General features: G+C 70.3%; 20 protein-coding genes. 5 read left to right on the top strand and 15 right to left on the bottom strand.

Going from position 1 to position 25,166, the window contains the following annotated elements; all coding sequences use genetic code 11:
* Positions 1–150 precede the first annotated feature (150 nt).
* The 9 genes from secG to uvrC all read right to left on the bottom strand — a co-directional run bounded on the left by secG (position 151) and on the right by uvrC (position 12,164).
* The gene (gene secG / locus ACZ67T_RS06940; protein WP_100592391.1) at positions 151–381 is read right to left on the bottom strand and encodes a preprotein translocase subunit SecG; all 231 of its coding nucleotides are present in this window, start codon (positions 379–381) and stop codon (positions 151–153) included.
* 169 nt (positions 382–550) lie between these two features.
* Positions 551–1,327: a triose-phosphate isomerase gene (tpiA, locus tag ACZ67T_RS06935; protein ID WP_469982015.1), complete on the bottom strand. Its 777-nt coding sequence runs from the start codon at positions 1,325–1,327 to the stop codon at positions 551–553.
* A gap of 6 nt (positions 1,328–1,333) precedes the next feature.
* A complete protein-coding gene (locus tag ACZ67T_RS06930) occupies positions 1,334–2,545 on the bottom strand; it encodes a phosphoglycerate kinase (protein WP_469982013.1) in 1,212 nt (403 codons plus the stop codon).
* 107 nt (positions 2,546–2,652) lie between these two features.
* On the bottom strand, positions 2,653–3,663 hold the full coding sequence (gap, locus tag ACZ67T_RS06925; protein ID WP_266565571.1) for a type I glyceraldehyde-3-phosphate dehydrogenase: 1,011 nt from the start codon (positions 3,661–3,663) through the stop codon (positions 2,653–2,655).
* A 236-nt stretch (positions 3,664–3,899) separates the two neighbouring features.
* The gene (locus ACZ67T_RS06920; RefSeq protein WP_469982011.1) at positions 3,900–6,860 is read right to left on the bottom strand and encodes a M14 family metallopeptidase; all 2,961 of its coding nucleotides are present in this window, start codon (positions 6,858–6,860) and stop codon (positions 3,900–3,902) included.
* 261 nt (positions 6,861–7,121) lie between these two features.
* Complete coding sequence (gene whiA / locus ACZ67T_RS06915) at positions 7,122–8,111, bottom strand: DNA-binding protein WhiA (protein ID WP_100592386.1); 990 nt, start codon at positions 8,109–8,111, stop codon at positions 7,122–7,124.
* A complete protein-coding gene (locus tag ACZ67T_RS06910; protein ID WP_469982009.1) occupies positions 8,102–9,139 on the bottom strand; it encodes a gluconeogenesis factor YvcK family protein in 1,038 nt (345 codons plus the stop codon). Before ACZ67T_RS06910 ends, whiA begins: the two co-directional genes overlap by 10 nt.
* The gene (gene rapZ, locus ACZ67T_RS06905; protein ID WP_469982008.1) at positions 9,136–10,128 is read right to left on the bottom strand and encodes an RNase adapter RapZ; all 993 of its coding nucleotides are present in this window, start codon (positions 10,126–10,128) and stop codon (positions 9,136–9,138) included. Before rapZ ends, ACZ67T_RS06910 begins: the two co-directional genes overlap by 4 nt.
* Entirely contained in the window at positions 10,125–12,164 is a 2,040-nt protein-coding gene (uvrC, locus tag ACZ67T_RS06900) for an excinuclease ABC subunit UvrC (protein WP_469982006.1), read from the bottom strand. The genes rapZ and uvrC overlap by 4 nt, the downstream gene beginning before the upstream one ends.
* 198 nt (positions 12,165–12,362) lie before the next feature.
* Here uvrC and ACZ67T_RS06895 point away from each other — a divergent pair, with 198 nt between their 5' ends.
* A complete protein-coding gene (locus ACZ67T_RS06895; protein ID WP_469982004.1) occupies positions 12,363–13,310 on the top strand; it encodes a hypothetical protein in 948 nt (315 codons plus the stop codon).
* 123 nt (positions 13,311–13,433) lie between these two features.
* Here the strand turns inward: ACZ67T_RS06895 and ACZ67T_RS06890 are convergent, their stop codons facing one another.
* Positions 13,434–13,859 carry a Rieske (2Fe-2S) protein gene (locus tag ACZ67T_RS06890; protein ID WP_469982002.1) on the bottom strand — a complete coding sequence of 142 codons (426 nt, stop codon included), beginning with the start codon at positions 13,857–13,859 and terminating at the stop codon, positions 13,434–13,436.
* A 90-nt stretch (positions 13,860–13,949) separates the two neighbouring features.
* Between ACZ67T_RS06890 and ACZ67T_RS06885 the strand changes: the two genes are divergently transcribed.
* Positions 13,950–14,141 (top strand): hypothetical protein, encoded by a 192-nt coding sequence (locus tag ACZ67T_RS06885; RefSeq protein WP_469982001.1) that lies wholly within the window; start codon positions 13,950–13,952, stop codon positions 14,139–14,141.
* 101 nt (positions 14,142–14,242) lie between these two features.
* Positions 14,243–15,169 (top strand): carbohydrate kinase family protein, encoded by a 927-nt coding sequence (locus ACZ67T_RS06880; RefSeq protein WP_469981999.1) that lies wholly within the window; start codon positions 14,243–14,245, stop codon positions 15,167–15,169.
* A 133-nt stretch (positions 15,170–15,302) separates the two neighbouring features.
* Here ACZ67T_RS06880 and uvrA read toward each other — a convergent pair whose 3' ends face one another.
* Positions 15,303–18,374, bottom strand: a complete 3,072-nt coding sequence (gene uvrA / locus ACZ67T_RS06875; RefSeq protein ID WP_469981998.1) for an excinuclease ABC subunit UvrA — start codon at positions 18,372–18,374, stop codon at positions 15,303–15,305.
* Between the two features lie 221 nt (positions 18,375–18,595).
* Between uvrA and ACZ67T_RS06870 the strand changes: the two genes are divergently transcribed.
* A complete protein-coding gene (locus tag ACZ67T_RS06870) occupies positions 18,596–19,285 on the top strand; it encodes a maleylpyruvate isomerase family mycothiol-dependent enzyme (protein ID WP_469981997.1) in 690 nt (229 codons plus the stop codon).
* Between the two features lie 9 nt (positions 19,286–19,294).
* On the top strand, positions 19,295–19,951 hold the full coding sequence (locus ACZ67T_RS06865; RefSeq protein WP_454402711.1) for an MBL fold metallo-hydrolase: 657 nt from the start codon (positions 19,295–19,297) through the stop codon (positions 19,949–19,951).
* A gap of 58 nt (positions 19,952–20,009) precedes the next feature.
* Here the strand turns inward: ACZ67T_RS06865 and aroQ are convergent, their stop codons facing one another.
* The 4 genes from aroQ to ACZ67T_RS06845 form a co-directional block, all read right to left on the bottom strand.
* Positions 20,010–20,483, bottom strand: a complete 474-nt coding sequence (gene aroQ, locus ACZ67T_RS06860) for a type II 3-dehydroquinate dehydratase (protein ID WP_469981996.1) — start codon at positions 20,481–20,483, stop codon at positions 20,010–20,012.
* A 98-nt stretch (positions 20,484–20,581) separates the two neighbouring features.
* Positions 20,582–21,682, bottom strand: coding sequence for a calcium:cation antiporter (locus ACZ67T_RS06855; protein WP_469981994.1), 1,101 nt, complete (start codon positions 21,680–21,682; stop codon positions 20,582–20,584).
* A 186-nt stretch (positions 21,683–21,868) separates the two neighbouring features.
* Complete coding sequence (locus ACZ67T_RS06850; protein WP_469981992.1) at positions 21,869–22,885, bottom strand: TerC family protein; 1,017 nt, start codon at positions 22,883–22,885, stop codon at positions 21,869–21,871.
* 244 nt (positions 22,886–23,129) lie between these two features.
* Positions 23,130–25,130 (bottom strand): TerD family protein, encoded by a 2,001-nt coding sequence (locus ACZ67T_RS06845; RefSeq protein WP_469981990.1) that lies wholly within the window; start codon positions 25,128–25,130, stop codon positions 23,130–23,132.
* Positions 25,131–25,166: the final 36 nt, after the last annotated feature.

The following is a 25,166-nucleotide window of genomic DNA, read 5'->3' as shown; positions in this document are numbered from 1 at the left end:
CGCGGGCGCCTCAGTCTACGTAAGGCCCAACGCGCGTCCAGTGATTGGAGTTACATCCCCGCCCCTAGACGCAAGCCCCATGATAGGCCGCGCCGGAGGGCGCGTACCGAACATGGGGCCTTATGTGCGCGATGTGCAGGTGTAACGGCGTCAGTTGTTGACCTTCATGAGCAGGCCGAGCACGACAATGCACGCGAACCACAGCAGACCGAGCACGATGGTGATGCGGTCCAGGTTGCGCTCGGCGACCGACGAGCCGCCGACGGACGACTGCATGCCGCCACCGAACATGTCGGAGAGACCGCCACCCTTTCCCTTGTGCATGAGCACAAGGAGCATCAGCAGCAGGCTGAAGACGATCAGGGCGATCGAGAACCCCATAACCACGGCTGGTCCCTACTTCCTGGCAATTCTCTCGGACTGAACTGATACGTACTGCGATGTATCCGTACTGCGACTTACATGTACTGCGACTCGTACGTACTGCGGGGGCCCGGTGGAAAGCCACCCGGCCCCCGCAAGGGTACGACGTAACGCCGCTACCGCATACTCACTGGTCGCGGAAGCGGATGATCTTGACGAACTCCTCGGCGTCGAGCGCCGCGCCGCCGACGAGGGCGCCGTCGACGTCAGGCTTCGACATGATCTCCGCGACGTTCCCGGACTTCACCGAGCCGCCGTACTGGATGCGGACCTTGTCGGCCAGCTCCTGGGAGTACAGCTCGGCGAGCTTGCTGCGGATCGCTCCGCAGACCTCCTGGGCCTCGTCGGCGCCGCAGACCTTGCCGGTGCCGATCGCCCAGACGGGCTCGTACGCGATCACGATCGTCTCGGCCTGCTCGGCCGGGATGTCCTTGAGACCGCCCTCGACCTGCGACAGCGTGTGGGCGACGTGGCCGCCCGCCTCGCGGACGTGGAGCTCCTCGCCGACGCAGAGGATCGGGGTCAGGCCGTGCTTGAAGGCGGCCTTCACCTTGGCGTTGCAGACTTCATCGGTCTCGTTGTGGTACTGACGGCGCTCGGAGTGGCCGACCGCCACGAACGTGCACTTCAGCTTGGCGAGCATCGGGCCCGAGATCTCGCCGGTGTAGGCGCCGGAGTCGTGGGCCGAGATGTCCTGGGCGCCGTACTTGATCTTGAGCTTGTCGCCGTCGACCAGGGTCTGTACGGAGCGCAGGTCGGTGAAGGGCGGCAGGACCGCGACCTCGACGGCGTCGTAGTCCTTGTCGGACAGCGCGAAGGCGAGCTTCTGGACGTGGGCGATGGCCTCGAGGTGGTTGAGGTTCATCTTCCAGTTGCCCGCCATCAGCGGCGTGCGGGTGGTCATTGAGGTTCAGTCCTCCAGTGCGGCAAGGCCGGGGAGCGTCTTGCCCTCAAGGTATTCGAGGGAGGCGCCGCCGCCGGTCGAGATGTGGCCGAATGCATTCTCGTCGAAGCCGAGGAGCCGGACGGCCGCGGCCGAGTCGCCACCGCCGACGACCGTGAAGGCCGGGGAGTCGAGGAGCGCCTGGGCTACGGCCTTGGTGCCCTCGGCGTAGTCGGGGTGCTCGAAGACGCCCATCGGGCCGTTCCAGAACACCGTCGCGGCGTCGGCGAGCTTCGATGCGTACAGCTTGCGGGTCTCCGGACCGATGTCGAGACCCTCCTGGTCGGCCGGGATGGCGTCCGCGGCGACGGTGATGGGGTTGGCCGGGGCCTTGGTCTTGAGGTCGGGGAAGTCCGGCGAGACCAGGACGTCCACGGGGAGCACCAGCTCGACGCCGCTGTCCTCGGCGCGCTGGATGTACTCCTTGACGGCCGGGATCTGGTCCTCCTGGAGGAGGGAGATGCCGACCTCGTGGCCCTGGGCCTTGAGGAAGGTGTAGGCCATGCCGCCGCCGATGAGCAGGCGGTCGGCCTTGCCGAGCAGCTGGTCGATGACGGCGAGCTTGTCGGAGACCTTGGCCCCGCCGAGCGCGACGACGTACGGCCGCTCGACCTCGTCGGTGAGCTTCTTCAGGACGCCGACCTCGGTGGCGATGAGGTAGCCGGCGTAGTGCGGCAGGCGGGCCGGCAGGTCGTACACGGAGGCGTGCTTGCGGTGCACGGCTCCGAAGCCGTCGCCCACGTAGACGTCGGCGAGGGCCGCGAGCCGGTCGGCGAACTCGCCGCGCTCGGCGTCGTCCTTCGACGTCTCACCGGCGTTGAAGCGGAGGTTCTCGATGACGGCGACCTGGCCGGGCTCCAGACCGTCCACCGCGTCGTGGGCGGCGGGGCCGACGGTGTCCTGGGCGAAGGCGACCGGCTTGCCGAGGAGCTCGGCGAGGCGCTCGGCGGCCGGCAGCAGCGAGAACGCCGGGTCCGGGGCTCCCTTGGGGCGGCCCAGGTGGGAGGCGACGATCACCTTGGCGCCCGCGTCGGCCAGGGCCTTGACGGTGGGCAGGACGGCGCGGATGCGGCCGTCGTCGGTGATCTGGCCGTCGGCGAGAGGCACGTTGAGGTCGGCGCGGACGAAGACCCGCTTGCCCTCGACCCCTTCGGCGAGAAGTTCGTCGATCGTCTTCATGGCTGGACTCCTGGACTTCTTGGGTGGGCTGACGCACAACAGGGCCCGGACGGCGCGTCGTTGCGCGGTCCGGACCCTGTGCTCACATCGAGGTGCCTGCTCTGGATCTAGAGCTGGCCGCCGACGAAGACCGTGAGGTCGACGAGACGGTTGGAGTAGCCCCACTCGTTGTCGTACCAGCCGAGGATCTTCACCGAGTTGCCCTCCTGGACCATGGTCAGGGAGGAGTCGAAGGTGCAGGACGCCGGGTCACCGACGATGTCGGAGGAGACGATCGGGTCCTCGGTGTAGGACAGGTAGCCCTTGAGGTCGCCGTCCTCGGAGGCCTTCTTGAACGCGGCGTTGACCTCGTCCTTGGTGGTCTCGCGCGCCAGGGTGACGACCAGGTCGGTGGCCGAGCCCGTCGGGACCGGGACGCGCATCGCGATGCCGTCGAGCTTGCCCTTGAGCTGCGGAAGGACCAGGGCGGTCGCCTTGGCGGCACCGGTGGTGGTCGGAATGATGTTCTCTGCGGCGGCACGGGCGCGGCGCAGGTCCGAGTGCGGGAAGTCCAGGATGCGCTGGTCGTTCGTGTACGCGTGGACCGTGGTCATCAGGCCCTTGACGATGCCGAAGTTCTCGTCGAGAACCTTGGCCATCGGCGCCACACAGTTGGTGGTGCAGGACGCGTTCGAGATGACGTGGTCCGTCGCCGGGTTGTACTGGTCCTGGTTGACGCCCATCACGATGGTGATGTCCTCGTCCTTGGCCGGAGCCGAGATGAGGACCTTCTTGGCGCCGCCGGCGATGTGCTTCTCGGCGTCGGCCTTCTTCGTGAAGATGCCCGTCGACTCGATGACGATGTCGACGCCCAGCTCGCCCCACGGGATGTCCGCGGGGTTGCGCTCCGAAAGGACCTTGATGGTGTGGCCGTCGACGGTGATGGTGTCGGCGGTGTGCGTGACCTCGGCCTTCAGACGGCCGAGGATGGTGTCGTACTTCAGAAGGTGTGCGGTGGTCGCGGTGTCACCGAGGTCGTTGACAGCCACGATCTCGATGTCTGCACCCTGCTCAAGCAGCGCGCGGAAGTAGTTACGCCCGATGCGGCCAAAGCCGTTGATGCCTACGCGGATCGTCACGAACCGATCTCCTCGTTGGTACGCCGGTTTTAGACGCCGGCGAGTTGTATGGGATGTCCCCGACCGCCTCCGACCCTACCTCTCCGAAGCCCTCCGAGTGACATTGAGTGGGCCCTTGTACGACCCGGCGGCCCGTACCGCCCAGTAAGGGCTCGGACCGCCGGGATTCCCGCTCATCTGGCGCTTTTCGCGAAAAGTGAGCGGGGTATTTTGTCCGCTTTTCGGCCCGGCCTTTCTCAGCTCCTCAGGGAGGCCAGCGCCTTCCCCACGAGCACGCTGCGCTCGGCCGCCGTGGCGACGTGTTCGAGACCGAATCCGAGGAGCACGGTGTCCTTGGTGCTGACGGCTCCATAGGTCTTGAACAGTTCACCCGCCCGGGCCCAGTCCTTGGTGACGACGGGGCTGCCCGGAGGCGGGCCTGCGACCTTCCACGCGCCGAACGACGACTCGAAGCCTTCGGTCTCCTTCGCGGCGCCGCCGGTGATGACGGACGCGTTGTCGGCGAGGACGCCGTGGCCGCCGCTGCCGGGGTCGGTGATGTAGCTGAGCGAGACCTCGACCGTCTTTCCGGCGTAAGCGCTCAGGTCGAAGGTCACCGGCTTCCAGCCGTCCGAGGCGCCCGTGAGGCTGTTCCAGGAGCCGGAGGTGCCGGTGGCCGTGCAGCCCGCGCTGCCGGGCGTCAGATAGCGCTTGAGCGCCGGGTGCTCCTTGATCAGGAACCCGGCCTCGCACTCGGCGGGGACGGCGTTCGTCGTGGCGCCGCCGGCCTCGGGCAGCGTCGTCCAGTCCTCGGCGCCCGCCGTGTGCGCCTCCAGGACCGCGTGGTCGTAGCCGGGTTCGGTGTCCCACAGGAGCTGGAACTTCAGGGCCGGCTTGTCCGCGGCCGAGACCCCGGTGAGGTCGATGGTGCGGGTCAGGCGCTTCCACCCGTCGTCCGTGTGCACGGCGGCGGCCATGGAACCGCCCTCGAACGGGCTGTACGGGTTGGCGGTGCCCGCGTACGCACCGGCGCCCGCGCTCGTGAACTGCGGGTAGTCGGCCTTGGACAGCACGTCGGAGGTGGCCTGGTAGGTCGCGGCGATGTTCAGCGGGTTGCCGGGAGCGTCGCCGAGGCCCGCGGCGGCGCCGGTCAGCACGCCGGATCCGGCGAACTTCGAGGCACCGGGTGTCGACGTACGCGAGTACGCGCCCAGGTAGTACTGGCTGAAGTCGTTGGTGGTGGTGCCGCCGATGTTGACGGAGCCGCCCGCCTGCTCACCGGCCTCGATCAGCTTGCCGCCCTCGTTGAGGTAGTCGCGCAGGGCGAGCTGGGTGGGGAGACCCGGGCGGTCGGCGCCCGTGTAGTGGACGACGGTCCTGAAGTGGCCGAGCACCGCGAGTGCGTCCGGGGCGCCCTGCGTGGCGACGTTCCACACGAGCGGGGTACGGCCGTTCGCCTTCAGCGCGTCCACGTACGCCTCGCTCTGCCGGCCCGTGGCGTCGTTCTCGGCGACGACGAGCGTGTCGGCCCTGGACCGCTCGGCCACGGTGTACGTGAAGTGGTCGCTGGAGGTGCGCTTCCCGGACTTCGTGCGTCCGGTGAACCAGACCTCGACCTTGTCGCCCGGGTCCGCGCCCTCGATCCTCGCGCGGTACGCGTCGAAGTGGAGGTTGTCGTCGCCGCCGTAGGTCTCGCCGCCCTTCCAGGCGCGCAGGTCCTCGTCGTGCGTACGGCCGCCGTCGACACGGTAGTTGAGCTCCTTGTCGCGCACCGACTTCCGGGCGGTCACGGAGACTTCCTGGTCGGCGCCGCGCGCGTACGAGGTGCTGAAGGCGGCCGGGGTGAAGTCGGGGGCGTCGAGGCCGACCGAGGAGGACGGCTGGTCGGGGTGCGCCGCGGACTCGGCCACGGAGAGCGCGAACGGGATGTTCTTGGCGAACTCCTGCTGGATCAGCTTCTCGTCGTCCGGGAAGGTGAAGACCGACTCGCAGTCCTCGGGGCGCCACTGGTCGTCCGGGTCGACCGCCGAAGCGGTCTGGCACTCGCTCATCTCCGGCGTGAACATCGCGGTGCCGTTGACGTTGCCCGCGTGCCCGTCGGCCTCGCCGTTGGTGGTGTACAACTCGGAGGAGACCTGCGGGTGGTAGCCGGGGATCGCGGAGTTCTCGGGGGTCCCGGCCAGCGCCTTGTAGAGCACGTCGTCCGGCGTCGGCGTGGCCACCTGCCAGCCCACGCCGTAGAGCAGCAGCTCGGCCGCGGAGTGGTAATTGATGGCGTACCGGAAGCCGATGCGCTTCTCGAAGGCGTCGACGGCCTTCGTCTCGGGCTCGGAGCCGGGGTTCGCGCCGCGGTAGGTCTCGCTTGCGGGGCTCGGGGACGAACCCTCGTCGTCGTAGCCCCACTTGTAGGCGAAGTTGCGGTTGAGGTCGACGCCGTCGCCCGTGGTGATCGCGCCGTCGCCGTTCACGTCCCGCATGTTCTTGCGCCACTGGCGGTCGCCGTCGGGGTTGAACGTCCAGTCGTATCCGTCGGGGTTGGCGGACAGGACGAACCACATCTCGGTGGAGTCGACGATCTTCTTGATGCGCTTGTCCTTGGAGTAGTTGTCCAAGTAGTAGTGCATCAGGCGGCGGGTCATCTCGGGGGTGATCCACTCGCGGGCGTGCTGGTTGGACATGTAGAGCACGGACGGCTTGGCGCCGTCCCTCGTCGTACGGGCGCCCTTGGTGAGCTTGAGCGCGAGGATGTCCTGGCCCTGGAGCGTCTTGCCGATGGAGACGACCTTGGTGAGGCCGGGGTGCGCCTGGCCCGTCCTCACGATCTCCTCCTGGAGATTGCCCTTGCCGCTGTAGGGGCGGAACACGCCGTCGCCCGCGGCCGCCACGCGCGCTCGCGCCTTGGCGGAGAGCGTGTGCTCGGTGAGGTCGACGCCCCTCCTCTCCAGCTGCCCGGCCTGCTTGTCGGTGAGGTAGACCTCGACCTCGGCCTTCCCCTTCTCGGGGACCTGCTCGCCGAGTTCGTGTCCGTCCTGTCCTGCCGCGAGGAGCAGGGGTACCTGCTCCTTCGTGACCTCGGCGCGGAACACCTTGACCGGATCGGAGTCCGACCGGGGTGCACCGCCGCTCTCCGCCCGGGCGACGGGCGTCAGTCCCGCGCCTCCCAGTCCGCCCAGTACGAGTGCCGTGGCCGCGAGGACCGATCTCGCTCTTCGTCTCATGAGCCCCCCTTGCAGTGGTGTACCGCAGAAGCAGGTGAGTACCGCAGAAGCCGTGGTGAACCGCGGCAGCGGTGGTGTGCCGCGACAGCGGTGATGTAACCCAGAAGCGAACAGACGCCAGACTCATGACAGTTCATGGTCAAGTCAAGGCCGCGTCAAAGGGGGCCGTCACGCCTTGCGCAGTCCCCACGGGCAGCGAAAACGCCGGTGCCCGGGCCCCGGCAGGGCGCCGGCACCGGCGTGAGGGATTCCGCCGAGGGGTCAGCCGGCGAGGTTGTCGGCCATCTCCTCGCTGATGTTCGACTCCGTGCCCGGGATGCCCATGTCCTGGGCCCGCTTGTCGGCCATCGCGAGCAGGCGGCGGATGCGGCCCGCGACTGCGTCCTTCGTCAGCGGCGGGTCGGCGAGCGCGCCCAGCTCCTCCAGGGAGGCCTGCTTGTGCTCCATGCGCAGCCGGCCGGCGGCCGCGAGGTGCTCGGGCACCTCGTCGGCGAGGATCTCCAGGGCGCGCTGCACGCGGGCTCCGGCGGCGACGGCGGCGCGCGCCGAGCGGCGCAGGTTCGCGTCGTCGAAGTTGGCCAGGCGGTTGGCGGTGGCGCGGACCTCGCGCCGCATCCGCCGCTCCTCCCAGGCGAGCACCGACTCGTGCGCCCCCATACGGGTGAGCAGGGCGCCGATGGCGTCCCCGTCCCGTACGACGACACGGTCCACACCCCGTACCTCACGGGCCTTGCCCGCGATCTGGAGGCGGCGTGCGGCCCCTACCAGGGCCAGCGCGGCCTCCGGGCCGGGGCAGGTCACCTCGAGGGAGGAGGAGCGGCCGGGCTCGGTGAGCGAGCCGTGCGCCAGGAAGGCCCCGCGCCAGGCGGCCTCGGCGTCGCAGGTGGCCCCCGAGACCACCTGCGGCGGGAGACCCCGGATCGGGCGGCCGCGGCCGTCGACGAGACCGGTCTGGCGCGCCAGCTGGTCACCGCCGGCCACGACCCGTACGACGAAGCGCGAGCCCCGGCGCAGCCCGCCGGGCGCCATCACGATCAGTTCCGAGCTGTGCCCGAAGATCTCGAGGATGTCCCGCTTCAGCCGTCGTGCCGCCATCGCGGTGTCCAGCTCCGCCTCGATCACGATGCGGCCGCTCACCAGGTGGAGCCCGCCCGCGAAGCGCAGGATGGCCGAGACCTCTGCCTTTCTGCAGCAGGTCCGGGTGACGGGAAGCCGGGAGATCTCGTCCTTCACCGCTGCCGTCATCGCCATGGGCCGATCCTTCCATGCATCCGAAAAATACGGTCGTACGCGGCGGCCAACAGCTCCGGATCGTGCCTCGGAGTCCCGTCGGGCCTGGCCACAGGCGCCAGCTCGACCGCAGCGCCGAAGCCCTCCTTGGCGGCGTCGGTCAGGGACTCGCGGTCGGGCACGGCGGCCTCGTCGGCCAGCACCACGTCCAGGGCGAGTTTAGGGGCGTGTCGTCCCAAAACCTCCAAATGACGCTGCGGTGAGAACCCCTCGGTTTCTCCGGGCTGCGGCGCGAGGTTCAGCGAGAGGACCCTGCGGGCCTTCGTCGCGATCAGCGCGTCGAGCAGTTCGGGGACCAGCAGGTGCGGGATCACGGAGGAGAACCAGGAGCCGGGACCGAGCACCACCCAGTCGGCGTCGAGCACCGCGGCGACCGCCTCGGGGACGGCCGGCGGGTCGTGCGGCACGAGATGCACGGACTGCACCTCGCCGGGGGTGAGCGCCACCGTGGCCTGGCCGCGCACCGTGTCTATGTCGTCGGGGCGGGCCGGGTCGTGCCCCTTGACCAGGGCCTGGAGCTCCAGCGGCACCGCGGACATGGGCAGTACGCGCCCCTGCGCGCCCAGCAGCTTGCCGACCAGGTCGAGAGCCTGCACATGGTCGCCGAGCTGCTCCCACAGAGCGACGATGAGCAGATTGCCGACGGCGTGCTCGTGCAGGTCGCCCTGGGACTGGAAACGGTGCTGGATGACGCGGGCCCAGGTCTGGCCCCATTCGTCGTCGCCGCACAGGGCCGCGAGGGCCTTGCGCAGGTCGCCGGGCGGCAGGACGCCCAGCTCGTCGCGGAGCCGGCCGCTGGAGCCGCCGTCGTCGGCGACGGTCACCACGGCGGTGAGGTCGCCGGTGATGCGACGCAGGGCCGCCAGGGACGCGGACAGGCCCATGCCGCCCCCGAGGGCGACGACCTTGGGCTGGGCGCCGCGCCGGCTGCCCGTGGGAGGGGTGACCCGGCGGAGCCTGCTGCCGAGCCGGAGTGTGCGACCGGTCATTCGCGGCCCATGTCCCGGTGGACGACCACGGTCTCCACGCCTTCCGCCGCGATGCGCGCGGCGAGCTTCTCCGACATCGCGACGGAGCGGTGCTTGCCTCCGGTGCAGCCGACCGCGATCGTCACGTACCGCTTGCCCTCGCGGCGGTATCCGGCGGCGATGAGCTGGAGCAGTTCGGTGTAACGGTCCAGGAACTCCTTGGCGCCGGGCTGGCCGAAGACGTAGTTCGCCACCTCGTCGTTGAGGCCGGTGAAGGGGCGCAGCTCGGGGACCCAGTGCGGGTTCGGCAGGAAGCGCATGTCGACGACCAGGTCGGCGTCGACGGGCAGGCCGTACTTGAAGCCGAACGACATGACCGTGGCCCGCAGCTCGGGCTCCTCGTCGCCGGCGAACTGGGCGTCCATCTTGGCGCGCAGCTCGTGCACGTTCAGGCTGGAGGTGTCGATGACCAGGTCGGCGTCGCCGCGCAGCTCGCGCAGGAGCGTGCGCTCGGCCGCGATCCCGTCGACGATGCGGCCGTCGCCCTGGAGGGGGTGGGGGCGGCGCACGGACTCGAAGCGGCGCACCAGGGCCTCGTCGGAGGACTCCAGGAACACGATGCGCCGGGTGACCTGGCGGGACTCCAGGTCGGCGAGGGACTGGTGGAGGTCGTCGAAGAAGCGGCGGCCGCGCACGTCGACGACGACGGCGATCCGGGCGACATTGCCCTGGGAGCGGGCGCCGAGCTCGACCATCGTGGGGATCAGCGCGGGCGGCAGGTTGTCGACGACGAACCAGCCGAGGTCCTCCAGACACTTGGCGGCCGTGGAACGCCCGGCGCCGGACATCCCGGAGATGATCACCAGTTCGGGGATCGCCGCTTCCGGCACCCCGGGGGTCTCGCTCGTCGTACCCGTACTCACCTGTGCTCCGTCTGTCTCCGCCGCCTGGCCCGCCGGGTCATCGGGGGCCGACTGTGGTGCCTGTTCGCCCTGCTCGTTCTCGTTCATGGCTCCTGCCCCCGTCGTCCTTCCGAGGTGGCCACGGCCGTGGCCGTGGGGTCCTCGTCTTCAATGATCTCTCCTGTGGCCGTGTTCACGGCCGGTGCGGCGGGCTCCGCGCTCGCGAAGGCCGCCACGATCGTCTCCGCCGTCTTGCGGCCTATGCCGGGAACCTCGCAGATCTGATCGATTGTGGCCGATCGCAGGCGCTTCACCGAACCGAAGTGCTTGATCAGGGCCTGCTTGCGCGCGTCCCCGAGACCGGGCACCTCGTCGAGCGGCCCGGCCCGGAAGCGCTTGGCCCGCTTGGCGCGCTGGTACGTGATCGCGAAGCGGTGCGCCTCGTCACGCACGCGCTGGAGGAGATAGAGGCCCTCGCTGGTGCGCGGAAGGATCACCGGGTCGTCCTCGTCGGGCACCCAGACCTCTTCGAGGCGCTTGGCCAGGCCGCACACCGCGATGTCGTCGATGCCCAGTTCGTCCAGCGCCCGCTTGGCCGCCGCGACCTGCGGCTGCCCGCCGTCGACGACGACCAGCTGGGGCGGGTACGCGAACCGCTTGGGGCGACCGTCGTCCTCGGTGAGACGGGACTCGAGCGGGCCGTCCTCGTCCGCCGGCTCGGTGTCGGACCACTCCCCCGACTTCTCCTGCGCCGCCAGATAGCGCTTGAAGCGGCGCGTGATCACCTCGTGCATCGAGCGGACGTCGTCCTGCCCCTCGAAGCCCTTGATCTGGAAGCGCCGGTACTCGCTCTTCCTGGCCAGTCCGTCCTCGAAGACGACCATCGAGGCCACGACGTCGTCGCCCTGGAGGTGGGAGATGTCGTAGCACTCGATGCGCAGCGGGGCGCTGTCCAGCTCAAGAGCCCCGGCGATCTCCTCCAGGGCGCGCGAGCGCGTGGTGAGGTCGGAGGCGCGCTTGGTCTTGTGGAGCGCGAGCGCCTGCTGCGCGTTCCTGTGGACCGTCTCCATGAGGGCCTTCTTGTCGCCGCGCTGCGGGATCCTCAGGGACACGTTCGACCCGCGGCGCGTGGTGAGCCACTCCTGTACGGGTTCCAGCGGCTCGGGCAGCGCGGGCACGAGGACCTCCTTGGGAACGGCGTCCCCGCGCTCCTCGCCGTACAGCTGCTGGAGCGCGTGCTCGACGAGGTCACCGCTGGTGACCGCCTCGACCTTGTCCGTGACCCAGCCGCGCTGGCCGCGCACGCGCCCGCCCCGCACATGGAAGATCTGCACAGCGGCCTCCAGCTCGTCCTCGGCGAGGGCGACCAGGTCGGCGTCCGTGGCATCGGCGAGGACGACGGCGCTCTTCTCCATCGCCTTGCGCAGCGCCTCTATGTCGTCACGCAGGCGCGCGGCGCGCTCGTACTCCATCTCCTCGGCGGCGTCCGTCATGTCCTTCTCGAGACGGCGGATGTACGTGCCGGTGCGGCCGGTCATGAAGTCGCAGAAGTCCTCCGCCAGTTCGCGGTGCTCCTCGGGCGAGACGCGGCCCACGCAGGGGGCCGAGCACTTGCCGATGTAGCCGAGGAGGCAGGGGCGGCCGGTGCGGGCGGCGTTCTTGAAGACGCCGGCGGAGCAGGTGCGGACCGGGAAGACACGAAGCAGCAGGTCGACGGTGTCGCGGATGGCCCAGGCATGCCCGTAGGGGCCGAAGTAGCGCACGCCCTTCTTCTTCTGGCCGCGCATGACCTGCACGCGCGGGAACTCCTCGTTCATCGTCACCGCGAGGTAGGGATAGCTCTTGTCGTCGCGGTACTTGACGTTGAACCGGGGGTCGTACTCCTTGATCCAGGAGTACTCCAGCTGGAGCGCCTCGACCTCCGTGGACACCACGGTCCACTCCACGGACGCGGCCGTGGTGACCATGGTGCGGGTGCGGGGATGCAGGTTCGCCAGGTCCTGGAAGTAGTTGGCCAGGCGCTGGCGCAGGCTTTTCGCCTTCCCGACGTAGATCACCCGGCGGTGCTCGTCACGGAACCTGTACACCCCTGGGGAGTCCGGAATCTGTCCCGGCTGGGGGCGGTAGCTGGAAGGGTCGGCCATGTCAGACACCCTACTTGCGGCCACCGACAGTGAGGTTGCCCGCGCGATTCCCGGAGCGGTCCGGCGCCCGCCCGGCGAGACGGTTTGCGCAGCGAGTCTTGTCCGGTTCAGATCAACACGCTTCAATGCCGGGTGAATTGGGGCCGCGCACGCCCCGGCCGGAAGGCCGTTGTGAGGATGCACGGGGGAGGGCCCTGGATGTCGTACGGCACACAGCACGCGGACGTCGGCGCGCCCGCACTGGAGACGGCCCTGCGGGCCGGGCCCTTCCATGTCGCCCTGCGGGCCGCGATCACCGCGCGCGGGCTGCCGCTGCACCGTGTGCAGCACCATCTGACCCGGCGCGGCGTCACGGTCGGCGTCACCAGTCTGAGCTACTGGCAGCAGGGGGCGAGACGCCCGCAGCGCACCGAGTCGCTGCGGGCCGTGCGCGCCCTGGAGGAGATCCTGGACCTGCCCGACGAGTCCCTGATCCGGCTGCTCGCCAGGGACGAGGAACACACGGCCCGCCAGCGCCCCTCGACCCGCTCCTACCGCTCGCTCGTCGAGGCCTCGGGCGTCCTCGAGCAGTTCCTCGCCGAGCTCGGCTCGCCTCCGGACGGCGGCCTGCACACGGTCGGCCACCACGAGCGGGTGCGGATCGGGGCGCGCCGCGAGCTCCTCGGCCTCGACTCCCAGCACATCGTGCGCGCCCACCAGGACGGTGTGGACCGCTATGTGGCCGTCCACCACGGAGACCCGGGATGCAGCACCGATCACGTCTCGGTGCGGGCCCTGGAGAACTGCCGTACCGGGCGGGTGCGCCGGCACCGCGGGACGGGCGTCGTGGTGGCGGAGCTCCTCTTCGACGCGCGGCTGCGGGCCGGCGACACGTTCCTCTTCCGCTACGGCTTCGAGGACGGCACGGCGGGCCCTTCATCGGAGTATCTGCGCGGCTTCGGCTTCGCGGGCGGGCAGTACGCGCTCCAGGTCAGATTCGCCGAGGGCGTCCTGCCCATGCGCTGTCATCGCTTCACCCAGCACTCGGCGGCGGCCCCGCGCGGCGGCCGTCAGGACCTGCCACTCAGCGTGAGCCACCGCGCCGTCCATGTGGTGGAGCCGCAGGTGCGGGCGGGGATCCTGGGGATCGGCTGGGACTGGGAGTGAGAGGACTGGGTCCGAGGGACCCGGGGTGATCGGCAGGGTGGGGCCGATCAGGTGGGGGCTCTGGGGCTGATCGACCTGGGCAGGCCCGGACTCATCCGGGTCCGCGTCCATGTCCGGGCCCGGTCAGGCCTCCGGGCCCGCGACGATCTTGCCGTTCTTCACCACGACCGGCACCTTCGCCAGCGGCTGCGTCGCCGGGTCGTGCAGCACCTTGCCGGTCTCGGCGTCGAACTTGCTGCCGTGGCAGGAACACGTGAGTTCCGTGCCCTCCAGCATGCTGATGGGGCACCCCGCGTGCGTGCAGATGGTGCTGAACGCGGCGTACTTGTCGGCCGCCGGACGGCTGACCACCACGTTCTCGTCCCGGTACAGCTTGACGCCGCCCACGGGCACCTCGTCGGCCCTGCCGAGGTCGACCGGGGCCGTCGGCACCGACTCGGCGCCGTCGTCCGATCCCCCCGTCGAGCAGGCGGAGATCCCGACCCCCGCGGTCCCGGCGAGGGCGGCACCCCGCAAAACGGTTCGACGGGCGGGCGACGTGCCGGGCATGAGGACTCCAGGGATCAGTGGGGGTGGGGTGGGCCGCTGCTGCACCCAAGGCGCACATCGGTCGCAGATCCGACCATACCGGTGGCGTGCGTGACGGCTCGGGGGACCCTCTCGTCGAGCCTCGGCTCCGCGCCCGCCTCTCCGCTCATGGCCGCGACGCTCGCCACGTTCACGGCCGTCCCGGTGGCCGCGCCGCGTCCCGACACGCAGGCTCTGCCCGAGTCGGTCCCGGACGTGCCCGCTTCCGGCCGGGGCGGTGTGCCCGAGCCCGCGAGCCTCTAGCCTGTGCCTCGCCCCCTGCCCCTCCGATCCACCGCGCCTCAGCACTTCACCACTCCAGCACTGCCGCACCGCTCCGCCGTTCAGCCCGAAAGGATCCACCCGTGATAGTCGTCGCCGGAGAGGCTCTGATCGACCTCGTGCCGCAGGGCGGGGCCGCCGATGACGGTGGCGACCTGCCCGCGCTCGCGCCCCGGCTCGGCGGCGGCCCCTTCAACACCGCGGTGGCCGTCGGCCGGCTCGGCTCCCCCGTGGCCTTCTACTCACGGGTCTCCCGCGACGCGTTCGGCGAGGCGCTGCTCGGCGGGCTCGCGCGGGCTGGTGTCGACGTGTCGTACGTCCAGCGGGGCGACGAACCGACGACGCTGGCGGTCGCGTCGATCGCCGCGGACGGATCGGCCGGTTACTCGTTCTACGTCGACGGCACGGCCGACCGTCTCTTCTCGGTGCCCGACCGGCTCCCGCCGGGCACACGCGCGGTGTCGTTCGGTACGTGCTCGCTGGTTCTCGAGCCGGGCGCGAGCGCGTACGAGGAGCTGATGCGGTCGGCCTCGGCCCAGGGCGTGTTCACCGCGCTCGACCCGAACATCCGGGCCGTCCTCATCCCCGACCCGGACGCGTACCGGGCGCGCTTCAAGAGCTGGCTGCCCTCGACCGGCCTGCTCAAGCTGTCCGAGGAGGACGCGCAGTGGCTGGGCGGCACCCCGCGGGAGTGGCTGGCCTCGGGTCCAGCGGCCGTCGTGATCACGCGGGGCGGCGACGGCCTGACGGTCTTCACGCGGGGCGGCGCGCGCTACGACGTACCGGGTGAGCGGGTCGATGTCGTCGACACGATCGGCGCGGGCGACACTGTGAACGCGGCGCTGATGCACGGTCTGGCCGCGTGGGACGCGCTGTCCGTGGAGGCGGTGGCGGGCCTGGGCGAGGACGACTGGCACCGGCTGCTGCGGTTCGCCGCACGCGCGGCGGCGGTCACCTGCTCGCGGGCGGGCGCCGAACCCCCGTACGCATCCGAACTCCCCCCGCTGTAGCGGCCGTTCACCCGCTCGGGCGGCTGTCGTCGAGCCGCAGGGCCAGGGTGGCTGACAGCTGAACGCCCGGCGCCCCACGGGGAGTTCCCGTGGGGCGCCAGGCGTTTTTCGTGCGGTCGCGGACCGCCCGCGGTCAGGCCTTGCCGGCCCGCGTGGACTTGGTCGCGGTCTTCTTGGCGGCGGTGACCTTCTTCGCCGCGGCCTTCGTGGCGGTCTTGCCGGCCGTCGTGGTGTTGGCCCTGGCCACCTTCTTCGCCGGGGCCTTCGCGCTCGCCGAGACGGTCTTCTTCGCGGCCGCGGCCTTCTTCGCCGTGGCCAGCGTCTTCTTCGTACGCGCCGCGGGCACCGACGCGTCGCTGAACCGGTCGGCGCCGAGGATGTCGCGCAGGAACTTGCCGGTGTGACTGGCCGGTTCGCCCGCGACCTCCTCTGGGGTGCCCTCGGCGACGACGAGGCCGCCGCCGTTACCGCCCTCGGGGCCCATGTCGACGACCCAGTCGGCGGTCTTGATGACGTCGAGGTTGTGCTCGATGACGATCACCGAGTTCCCCTTGTCGACGAGGCCCGACAGGACGGTGATGAGCTTGCTGATGTCCTCGAAGTGCAGACCGGTGGTCGGCTCGTCGAGAACGTAGACGGTGCGTCCCGTGGACCGCTTCTGCAGCTCGCTGGCCAGCTTCACGCGCTGCGCCTCGCCTCCGGAGAGGGTCGGCGCGGACTGCCCGAGCCGGACGTAACCGAGGCCCACGTCGTTCAGCGTGCGCAGGTGGCGGGCGATGCCCGGGACCGCCTCGAAGAAGCCGAGCGCCTCCTCGATGGGCATGTCCAGGACCTCGGCGATGGACTTGCCCTTGTAGTGGACGTCCAGCGTCTCGCGGTTGTAGCGCGCCCCGTGACAGACCTCGCACGGGACGTAGACGTCCGGCAGGAAGTTCATCTCGATCTTGATCGTGCCGTCGCCGGAGCAGTTCTCGCAGCGGCCGCCCTTGACGTTGAAGGAGAAGCGTCCGGGCAGATAGCCGCGGACCTTCGCCTCGGTGGTCTCGGCGAACAGCTTGCGGACGTGGTCGAAGACTCCGGTGTACGTCGCCGGGTTCGAGCGCGGGGTGCGGCCGATCGGCGACTGGTCGACGTGCACGACCTTGTCGACGAGGTCGTCGCCCTCCACGCGCGTGTGCCGCCCGGGAACGCTGCGCGCCCCGTTCAGTTCGCGGGCGAGGTGTGTGTACAGGATGTCGTTGACCAGCGTCGACTTGCCGGAACCGGAGACACCGGTGACCGCGGTCAGGACGCCGAGCGGGAACGACACGTCGATGTCGCGCAGGTTGTTCTCGCGGGCGCCGTGCACGGTCAGCCTGCGGGTCGGGTCCACGGGGCGCCGGATGTCCGGCAGCGGGATGGACTTCTTGCCCGACAGGTACTGGCCGGTCATCGACTCGGCGTTGGCGAGCAGCTCCTTCAAGGGACCGCTGTGGACGACCTTGCCGCCGTGCTCACCCGCGCCGGGGCCGATGTCCACGACCCAGTCGGCGACCTTGATGGTGTCCTCGTCGTGCTCGACGACGATGAGCGTGTTGCCCATGTCGCGCAGCCGTACGAGGGTCTCGATCAGGCGGTGGTTGTCGCGCTGGTGCAGGCCGATCGAGGGCTCGTCCAGGACGTAGAGCACGCCGACCAGGCCGGAGCCGATCTGCGTGGCGAGGCGGATGCGCTGGGCCTCGCCTCCGGAGAGGGTGCCGGCCGCGCGGTTGAGCGAGAGGTAGTCGAGGCCTACGTCGACGAGGAACCGCAGCCGCTCGTTGACCTCCTTGAGGACCCGCTCGGCGATCTTCTTGTCGCGCGCGTTGAGCTTCAGCTCGCCCAGGAAGTCCGCGCAGTCGCTGATGGACATCGCGGAGACCTCGGCGATGGACTTCTCCATCACCGTGACGGCGAGGACGATCGGCTTCAGGCGCGTGCCCTCACAGGTGGGGCAGGGCACCTCGCGCATGTAGCCCTCGAAGCGCTCGCGGCTGGAGTCGCTCTCGGCCTCGCTGTGGCGCCGCTTGACGAACGGGACGGCGCCTTCGAACGGCGTCGTGTAGACCCGCTCGCGGCCGTACCGGTTGCGGTAGCGGACCTCGATCTGCGTCTTGTGGCCGTACAGGAGGGCCTTCTTGGCGCGCTGCGGCAGGCCCGCGAAGGGGATGTCGGTCCGGAATCCCAACGCGTCCGCGAGGGCGCCGATGAGGCGTCCGAAGTAGTCCTTGGTGTGTCCGTGCGACCAGGGGTGGATGGCGCCCTCGTCGAGGGACTTGTCCTCGTCCGGGATGATCAGCTCGGGGTCGACCTCCATGCGCGTGCCGATGCCGGTGCAGTCCGGGCAGGCGCCGAAGGGCGAGTTGAAGGAGAAGGAGCGCGGCTCCAGCTCCTCGAAGGACAGGTCGTCGTACGGGCAGTACAGGTGCTCCGAGTACATGCGCTCGCGCTCGGGGTCGTCCTCGGAGAGGTCGACGAAGTCGAGCACGACCATGCCTCCGGAGAGACCGAGCGCGGTCTCCACGGAGTCGGTCAGGCGGCGCTTGGCGGACTCCTTCACCGTGAGGCGGTCGACGACCACCTCGATGGTGTGCTTCTCCTGCTTCTTCAGGGTGGGCGGTTCCGACAGCTGGATCGTCTGTCCGTCGACCCGGGCGCGGCTGTACCCCTTGGTCTGGAGGTCGGCGAAGAGGTCGACGAACTCGCCCTTGCGCTCGCGCACGAGCGGCGACAGGACCTGGAAGCGGCTGCCCTCGGGCAGGTCGAGGACCTTGTCGACGATGGCCTGCGGCGACTGGCGCGAGATGGGGCGGCCGCACTCGGGACAGTGCGGCTTGCCGATGCGCGCGAAGAGCAGACGCAGGTAGTCGTAGACCTCGGTGATGGTGCCGACCGTGGAGCGCGGGTTGCGCGACGTCGACTTCTGGTCGATCGAGACGGCCGGGGAGAGGCCCTCGATGAAGTCGACGTCCGGCTTGTCCATCTGGCCGAGGAACTGACGGGCGTACGAGGAGAGCGACTCGACGTACCGCCGCTGCCCCTCGGCGAAGATCGTGTCGAAGGCGAGCGACGACTTGCCGGACCCCGACAGACCCGTGAAGACGATGAGCGAGTCGCGCGGGAGGTCGAGCGAGACGTTACGGAGATTGTGCTCGCGCGCGCCACGGACGATGAGACGGTCGGCCACGCCGGTCCGCACCTTTCTTGAGAGAAGCAACAGGGGCGGGGCCCCTGTCTTTCGAGACTAGGGGGGCCACCGTCAGCGATGGACTGTTTTCCATGGTTGGTAACAAACCCGGACCACCAAGAATGCCCGATGCCGCTTCCGAGCTTATAGCACGTACATTCGATTCTTGGCCTCGGTCGGCCGCCTTCACCCGATCGAGTGGCGGCGCTATCGTCTGCGCCATGAGCGATCATGTGCGCGACCTGGCTTCTGTACGTGAAGCAACCGACCGGCTCCTCACCGCTGTCGGCACGCTGGACAACGCGGCTGTGGCCGAGTCGTCACGGCTTCCCGGCTGGACCCGGGGACACGTCCTCGCCCACCTCGCCCGTAACGCGGACGCACTCGCGAACGTGCTCGCGGGCCTGCCCATGTACCCGAGCGCCGAGGCGCGCGACGCGGACATCGAGCGGGACGCGCCGCGCGACCTTCGGGAGCAGCTCGATGACCTGCGGACCAGCGCCGCAGGCTTCGATCGCCGGGCCGAGGCCCCGGCCGACTGGGCGCGCACGGTCGAGCTGCGCAACGGCGTCAAGGACTCCGCCTCCCGGATCCCCTTCCGGCGCTGGGCCGAGGTCGACCTGCACCACGTCGACCTCGGGATCGGGTACGAGCTGGAGGATCTGCCGTCGGAGTTCGTCGAGCGGGAGATCGACTTCCTCGCCGAGCGCTTCGCGGGGCACCAGGACATGCCGTCGACCGGTCTGAAGTCGGACGGCGGCCGGGCCTGGACGACGGGCGGCGGCGCCGGTACGGGTCCGATCGGCGTCGGGGGTCCCGCCCCGGAGCTGCTCGGCTGGCTCTCGGGACGGCGCGACGGCTCCGGGCTCACCGTCGACGGCGGCCCGCTGCCTGTCGTACCCCCGCTATAGGCTGAGTCCATGACGTACAGCGGAGCGGTGAAGGTCGGCGGCCCGGCGGATGTGCACGAGCTGCAGAACCTGATGATCTCCAAGGTCGCGGTCGGCGCGATGAACAACAACGCGTATCTGCTGCGCTGCCGCGCCACCGGCGAGCAGCTCCTGATCGACGCGGCCGCCGACCCGGAGACGCTGCTGACCCTGATCGGGGACGACGGCATCGCGTCCGTCGTCACGACGCATCAGCACGGGGACCACTGGCAGGCGCTCGCCCGGGTCGTGGAGGTCACCGGCCCGCGTACATACGCGGGCCGTTACGACGCGGAGGGCATCCCGGTGCCCACGGACGTGCTCGTCGAGGACGGGGACACGATCAACGTCGGCCGGGTCTCGCTGACCGCCCGGCATCTGGTCGGCCACACGCCCGGCTCGATCGCCCTCGTCTACGACGACCCGCACGGCCACCCCCATGTCTTCACCGGGGACTGTCTGTTCCCGGGCGGCGTGGGGAACACGTGGAAGGACCCGAAGGCCTTCGCGAGCCTGATCGACGACGTCGAGTCGAAGATCTTCGACCGGCTCCCCGACGAGACGTGGGTCTACCCCGGGCACGGGAACGACACGACGCTCGGCGCCGAGCGTCCGCATCTGCCGGAGTGGCGCGAGCGCGGCTGGTGAGTCAACGCCCGGCCGCGCCGGGCGTGTTCACTCCACGGAGCTTCGAGGACCGGCGGTACTAGACCGTCGCGACGCCGGGCTCCGCGAGGGCCGCCACCCGCTCCACCGCGAACGCGTATCCCTGAACGCCGCATCCGGCGATCACGCCATCCGCCCGGAGGGACACGTAGGAGTGGTGCCTGAACTCCTCGCGCTGGTGGATGTTGGAGATGTGGACCTCGATGACCGGCAGGCCGTCGCACGCGTTGAGGGCGTCCAGGATCGCGACCGAGGTGTGCGAGTAGGCGGCCGGGTTGATCACGATGCCCACGTGGTTCTGGCGCGCCTCGTGAATCCAGTCCACCAGCTCGCCCTCATGGTTGGACTGCCGGAAGTCGACGCTCCCGCCGTGCACGGCCGCGGCCTTGGCACACACTGCCTCGACGTCCGCGAGGGTGTCGGACCCGTAGATCTCCGGCTGCCGGCGGCCGAGGAGATTCAGGTTCGGGCCGTTCAGAACCATGATCGGGGCGTTGTCGAGGGTGCGGGGCACAGGGGACCTCCGTGCGTCGGGCGGCTGCTCACCCAGGGTCTATCACGAGGCGTCCCGGTGCTGCCCGGGCGTATCACCATGACCGACCACCCTGACCGTCAGGGCGTGACGGCGAGCTCCACGTACGCGGCGAACACCACGAGGTGGACTCCGCCCTGGAGCGGGGTGGCGCGGCCGGGGACGACGGTCAGCGTGCTCACCAGCATCGTCAGGACCAGCAGCACCATCTGTGTGGCGCCGAGTCCGAGGACGAGGGGCCCCGACAGCCAGAACGAGGCGATGGCGACGGCCGGGACGGTCAGTCCGATACTGGCCATCGCGGAGCCGAGCGCGAGGTTGAGGCTCGTCTGGACACGGTCGCGGCGGGCCGCGCGCAGGGCCGCGATCGTCTCGGGCAGCAGGACGAGCAGCGCGATGATCACGCCGACGACGGAGTGCGGCATCCCGGCCGCTTCGACGCCCGCCTCGATCGTCGGGGACACACCTTTGGCGAGGCCGACGACGGCGACGAGGGCGAGCGCGAGGAACCCGAGGCTGATCAGGGCGGTGCGGGTGGTGGGCGCGTCCGCGTGGTCGTCGCCGTCGATGACGTTGCCCTGCTTGGTGACCGGCAGGAAGTAGTCGCGGTGCCGCACTGTCTGGGTCGCCACGAAGATCCCGTACAGGACGAGTGCGGCGGAGGCCGCGAAGATCAGCTGCGTCGTGGAGAACTCCGGGCCGGGCTTGCTCGTGGTGAACGTCGGCAGGACCAGGCAGAGCGTGGCCAGGGTGGCGACCGTGGCGAGCGCGCCGCCCGTGCCCTCGGACTGGAAGACGGCGATGCGGTGGCGGAACGCGGCGGCGAGCAGGCTCAGTCCGACGATGCCGTTGCAGGTGATCATGACGGCGGCGAAGACGGTGTCGCGGGCGAGCGTGGCGCCCTTCTCGCCGCCGTCGACCATCAGGGTGACGATCAGCGCCACCTCGATGACGGTGACGGCGACGGCGAGTACGAGGGAGCCGAAGGGTTCACCGACGCGGTGGGCCACCACCTCGGCGTGGTGGACGGCCGCGAGCACGGACGCCGCGAGCACGACGGAGACGACGGCGACGACGGCACCGGGCACTGAGCGTCCCCAGGTGAACACCAGCAGGACGACCGCGAGGACGGGGACGACGGCCGTCCATTGCGTGACCAGTCTCCGAAGCCCAGCGATCATGCCTTTGATGGTGCACCGGCGGTGCGGGGGCCGCGACTTCGGGACGGGCGCGTGCGTGCGGGGCCCGAACGAGGGAAGGAGCGCGCGGCCGGCAGCCGCGCGCTCCTTCCCTGTGCCGAGCTCCGAGCCGGGCCTTGTGCCGGGCCCTGCGCCCCGGGCTCTACGCCGAGCTCTGTGCCGGGCGGGTCAGGCCTTGACGCTGTCCTTGCGGGCGTCGTCGGTCGCGTCGCCGTCCTGGTCGCCGTCGTCCCCGCCGTCGAGGGCCTGCTTCTGCGCCTGCTTCCTGGAGGCGATGAGGCTGGCGACGGTGGTGACCGCCAGGACGCCGCAGATGACGGCCAGGGAGACCGGGATGGAGATCTCCGGCACGTGCACCCCGGACTCGTGCAGCGCGTGCAGGACGAGCTTCACGCCGATGAAGCCGAGGATCACCGACAGGCCGTAGCTGAGGTAGACCAGCTTCCTGAGGAGTCCGCCGATGAGGAAGTACAGCTGGCGCAGACCCATCAGCGCGAACGCGTTGGCCGTGAAGACGATGTACGGGTCCTGGGTCAGGCCGAAGATCGCCGGGATCGAGTCCATCGCGAACAGCACGTCGGTCGTGCCGATCGCGAGCATGACGACCATGAGCGGGGTCAGGATCCGCTTGCCGTTGACCCGGATGAACAGCTTCGTGCCGTGGTACCGGTCGGCGACGCCGAACTTCTTCTCGATGGACTTGAGGAGGCGGTTCTCCTCGAACTCGTCTTCCTCGTCGTCCGACATCGCTTCCTGGATCAGCTTCCAGGCGGTGTAGATGAGGAACGCGCCGAAGATGTAGAAGACCCACGAGAAGTTGGCGATGACGGCGGCACCGGCCGCGATGAAGATGGCGCGCAGCACCAGCGCGATCAGCACACCGAACAGCAGGACGCGCTGCTGGAGCTGGGACGGCACCGAGAACTTCGCCATGATCAGGATGAAGACGAAGAGGTTGTCGACACTCAGCGACTTCTCGGTGATGAAGCCGGCGAAGAACTCTCCCGAAGCCTGCGAGTTCCCCCAGATCAGCAGACCGACCCCGAAGAGGACGGCCAGCACGATCCAGACGACCGTCCAGATTCCGGCTTCCTTGATCGATACGTCGTGGGGCTTGCGCCCGATGAAGAAGTCGACCGCGATCAGGGCGACCAGACCAAGAATGGTCAGCACCCAAAGGGTCATCGATACGTCCACTGCGCCTCCGGCGTCGTACGGCTACTGATCAGCGTCGTCGCTGCCGGAGGTCTCTTCCACCCGGGGCGGCCTCAGCTCGCCCCGGGCCGGCGCCCCGGGACCGGTTTCGGTCCGTATTGACGGGAACGCCGCGTTCGGGAGTACTCCCCTCCGCTCGTCGGAGCCTACGGGAAACACCCATGAAACGTAAAGGGTTCGGTAAAGATAAGTTCAAAAGCGCTGTTCGGAGGGGTCAGATGCCCTGCTCTCGTCGCGCTCTCGCGACCTCATCGAGGACCTGCTCCAGGATCCGGCTGCCGGGCGGGACATTCGGCGGCTCGTACGTCCACGCGTGTCCCACCCAGGGGTCGGCGAGGTGGTCGTCGGGTACGGGCGTGAGGCGCAGCAGCGCGCGCCAGAGCGGGTCGAGGACCGGCCCGTACTCGGCGGCGTCCTCACGGTCGGCGACCATCAGCAGGTGGACGCCGACGGCCGGGCCCTCGTCGGCGAGGTAGCGCAGCCGGGTCACCGCGCGGTCGTCGAAGCCGTGCGGGAAGTCGTTGACGATCAGCAGTTGCTCGGCGGTGTCCAGGTCGGGCGGCAGCGCGTCGGCCGCTCCGCCCCGGACCGCCATCTGCACGAGATCCACGCGCTGGACGAGCCGCGCGAGCACCTCGGAGACGCCCGCCACCCCGGCGGCCGGCGGCCCGGCGAGCACTCCGGCCCGCACGAGTGGGACGAGCGCCCCCGCCGCCGATCCGGCCGGGTCGATGACGTGCACGGCGAACTCGCCCGCCGGGTAGACGGCGAGAAGCCGCGCCGCGTGCTCGACGGCGCTCCGCACGGCGCGGCGTCGCAGCTCGTCGGACTCGGTGAGCGCGTCCGCGCCCGAGCGGCCGCTGTCGATCCACATGCCGCGCTCCAGGGGCAGCCGCACGAGCATCGGGATGCGCAGGCCGAGGCCGCGGGACTCGGGCAGCTGGAGGTCGCCCAGGCGCACGGCCATCGGGATCTCCATGGGGCTGCGGTACGCGTGCCAGACCGGGTTGTCCCAGCCCGCGTAGGCCGGGGGCAGGGCGGGCTCGACGACGGCGGACTCGGCGGCCAGCTGCGCGAGGTCGCGGTCGAGGGCCTCTCGCGCCTGATCGACAAGTCGGACGCGCTTGGTGCGGGCGGCCTCGCGCGCGGCGTCGCCCTGGCCGCCGATCCGGCCGCGCGGGTCGGACAGGACCTTGTCGAGCTCCTGCTCCATACGGGAGTCCGCGAAGTCGACGGCACTGCGGTACGCGGCGACACTGCGGGCCAGATCCTCGAACATGCCCCACACCTGGTTGTAGAGCCGCTCGTCCATGGACCAGCCGGTCGCGTCACCGGCGACGGGGACGGCGGGCTGCCCCGGCGCGCCGGGGGACGCGGTGGGCGCGGGGGCGGGCGGTGCGGGGGCCTGGCGGCCGGGGTGCGTGTAGTCGACCGGGCCCGTGCCGCCCGTCCGGCCGGAGGCGTGGCCCTGCGGCTGAGGCTCGTGCGTCGGCCGCGGGGCGGGGGGTGACTGGGGTTCGGGGGGTGACTGGGGCTGCTGGGAGCGGGGCGGGGTGGTGCTCGGCATCGCGCCGCCGGCGACGGACGCCCCCGCTCCGGTGTCCGCCATGGCGCTCGCCCCGGTGGCCGCCGACCGGGGCGGAGGCGGCGCCACCGTACGTGCGAGCCCCCGCGCCACCGCTTCGCCGATCTCGCCGGCGAGAGCTCCCGCGTCCGGGAGCCCTTGGTCCGTCAGGAGTGCCCCGAGGCCGTCGGCATATCCCTGGCCCACCGCGCGCACCTTCCACGCGCCCTGGCGGCGATACAGCTCCAGGGCTACGACGGCGGACTCGGCGTCGAGGTCGGTGATCGTGTAGCTGGCGACCTCGCGGCCGTCGAGCCCGGTGATGGCGACGAAGGGGGCCGCGACCGCGCCGAAGCGGTCGGGGTCACCGGGTCCGGTGGGCAGCGCGAGCAGCACGCTGACCCGGTGGGCGGCCTCGGGCACGGCGTCCAGGTCGACGGCGAGGCGATGGTCGGCCGCCGCCTGCCGGGGGACCTCGAGCCCCGGCAGCGCGGGGGCACCGGGGTGCGCGACCCAGTCGCGGCCGTGCACCTTGCCCCGGTCGTCGCTGAGTGTCGCGCCCGCCACGATCGGCGTTCCCGCCGACACGCGGATCTCCAGACGGGTCTGGGTGAGGGGGTGGTTCTGCCCCCGGACCAGCTCGGCCGTCATCGCCTTCTCCCCCTCGTCCCGTCCGTCTGCTCGCGC

The organism is Streptomyces sp. NPDC107517, assembly GCF_055582645.1.
The sequence above is the reverse complement of the archived record's forward strand: the minus strand, read 5'-3'. Positions and strand labels throughout refer to the sequence as shown.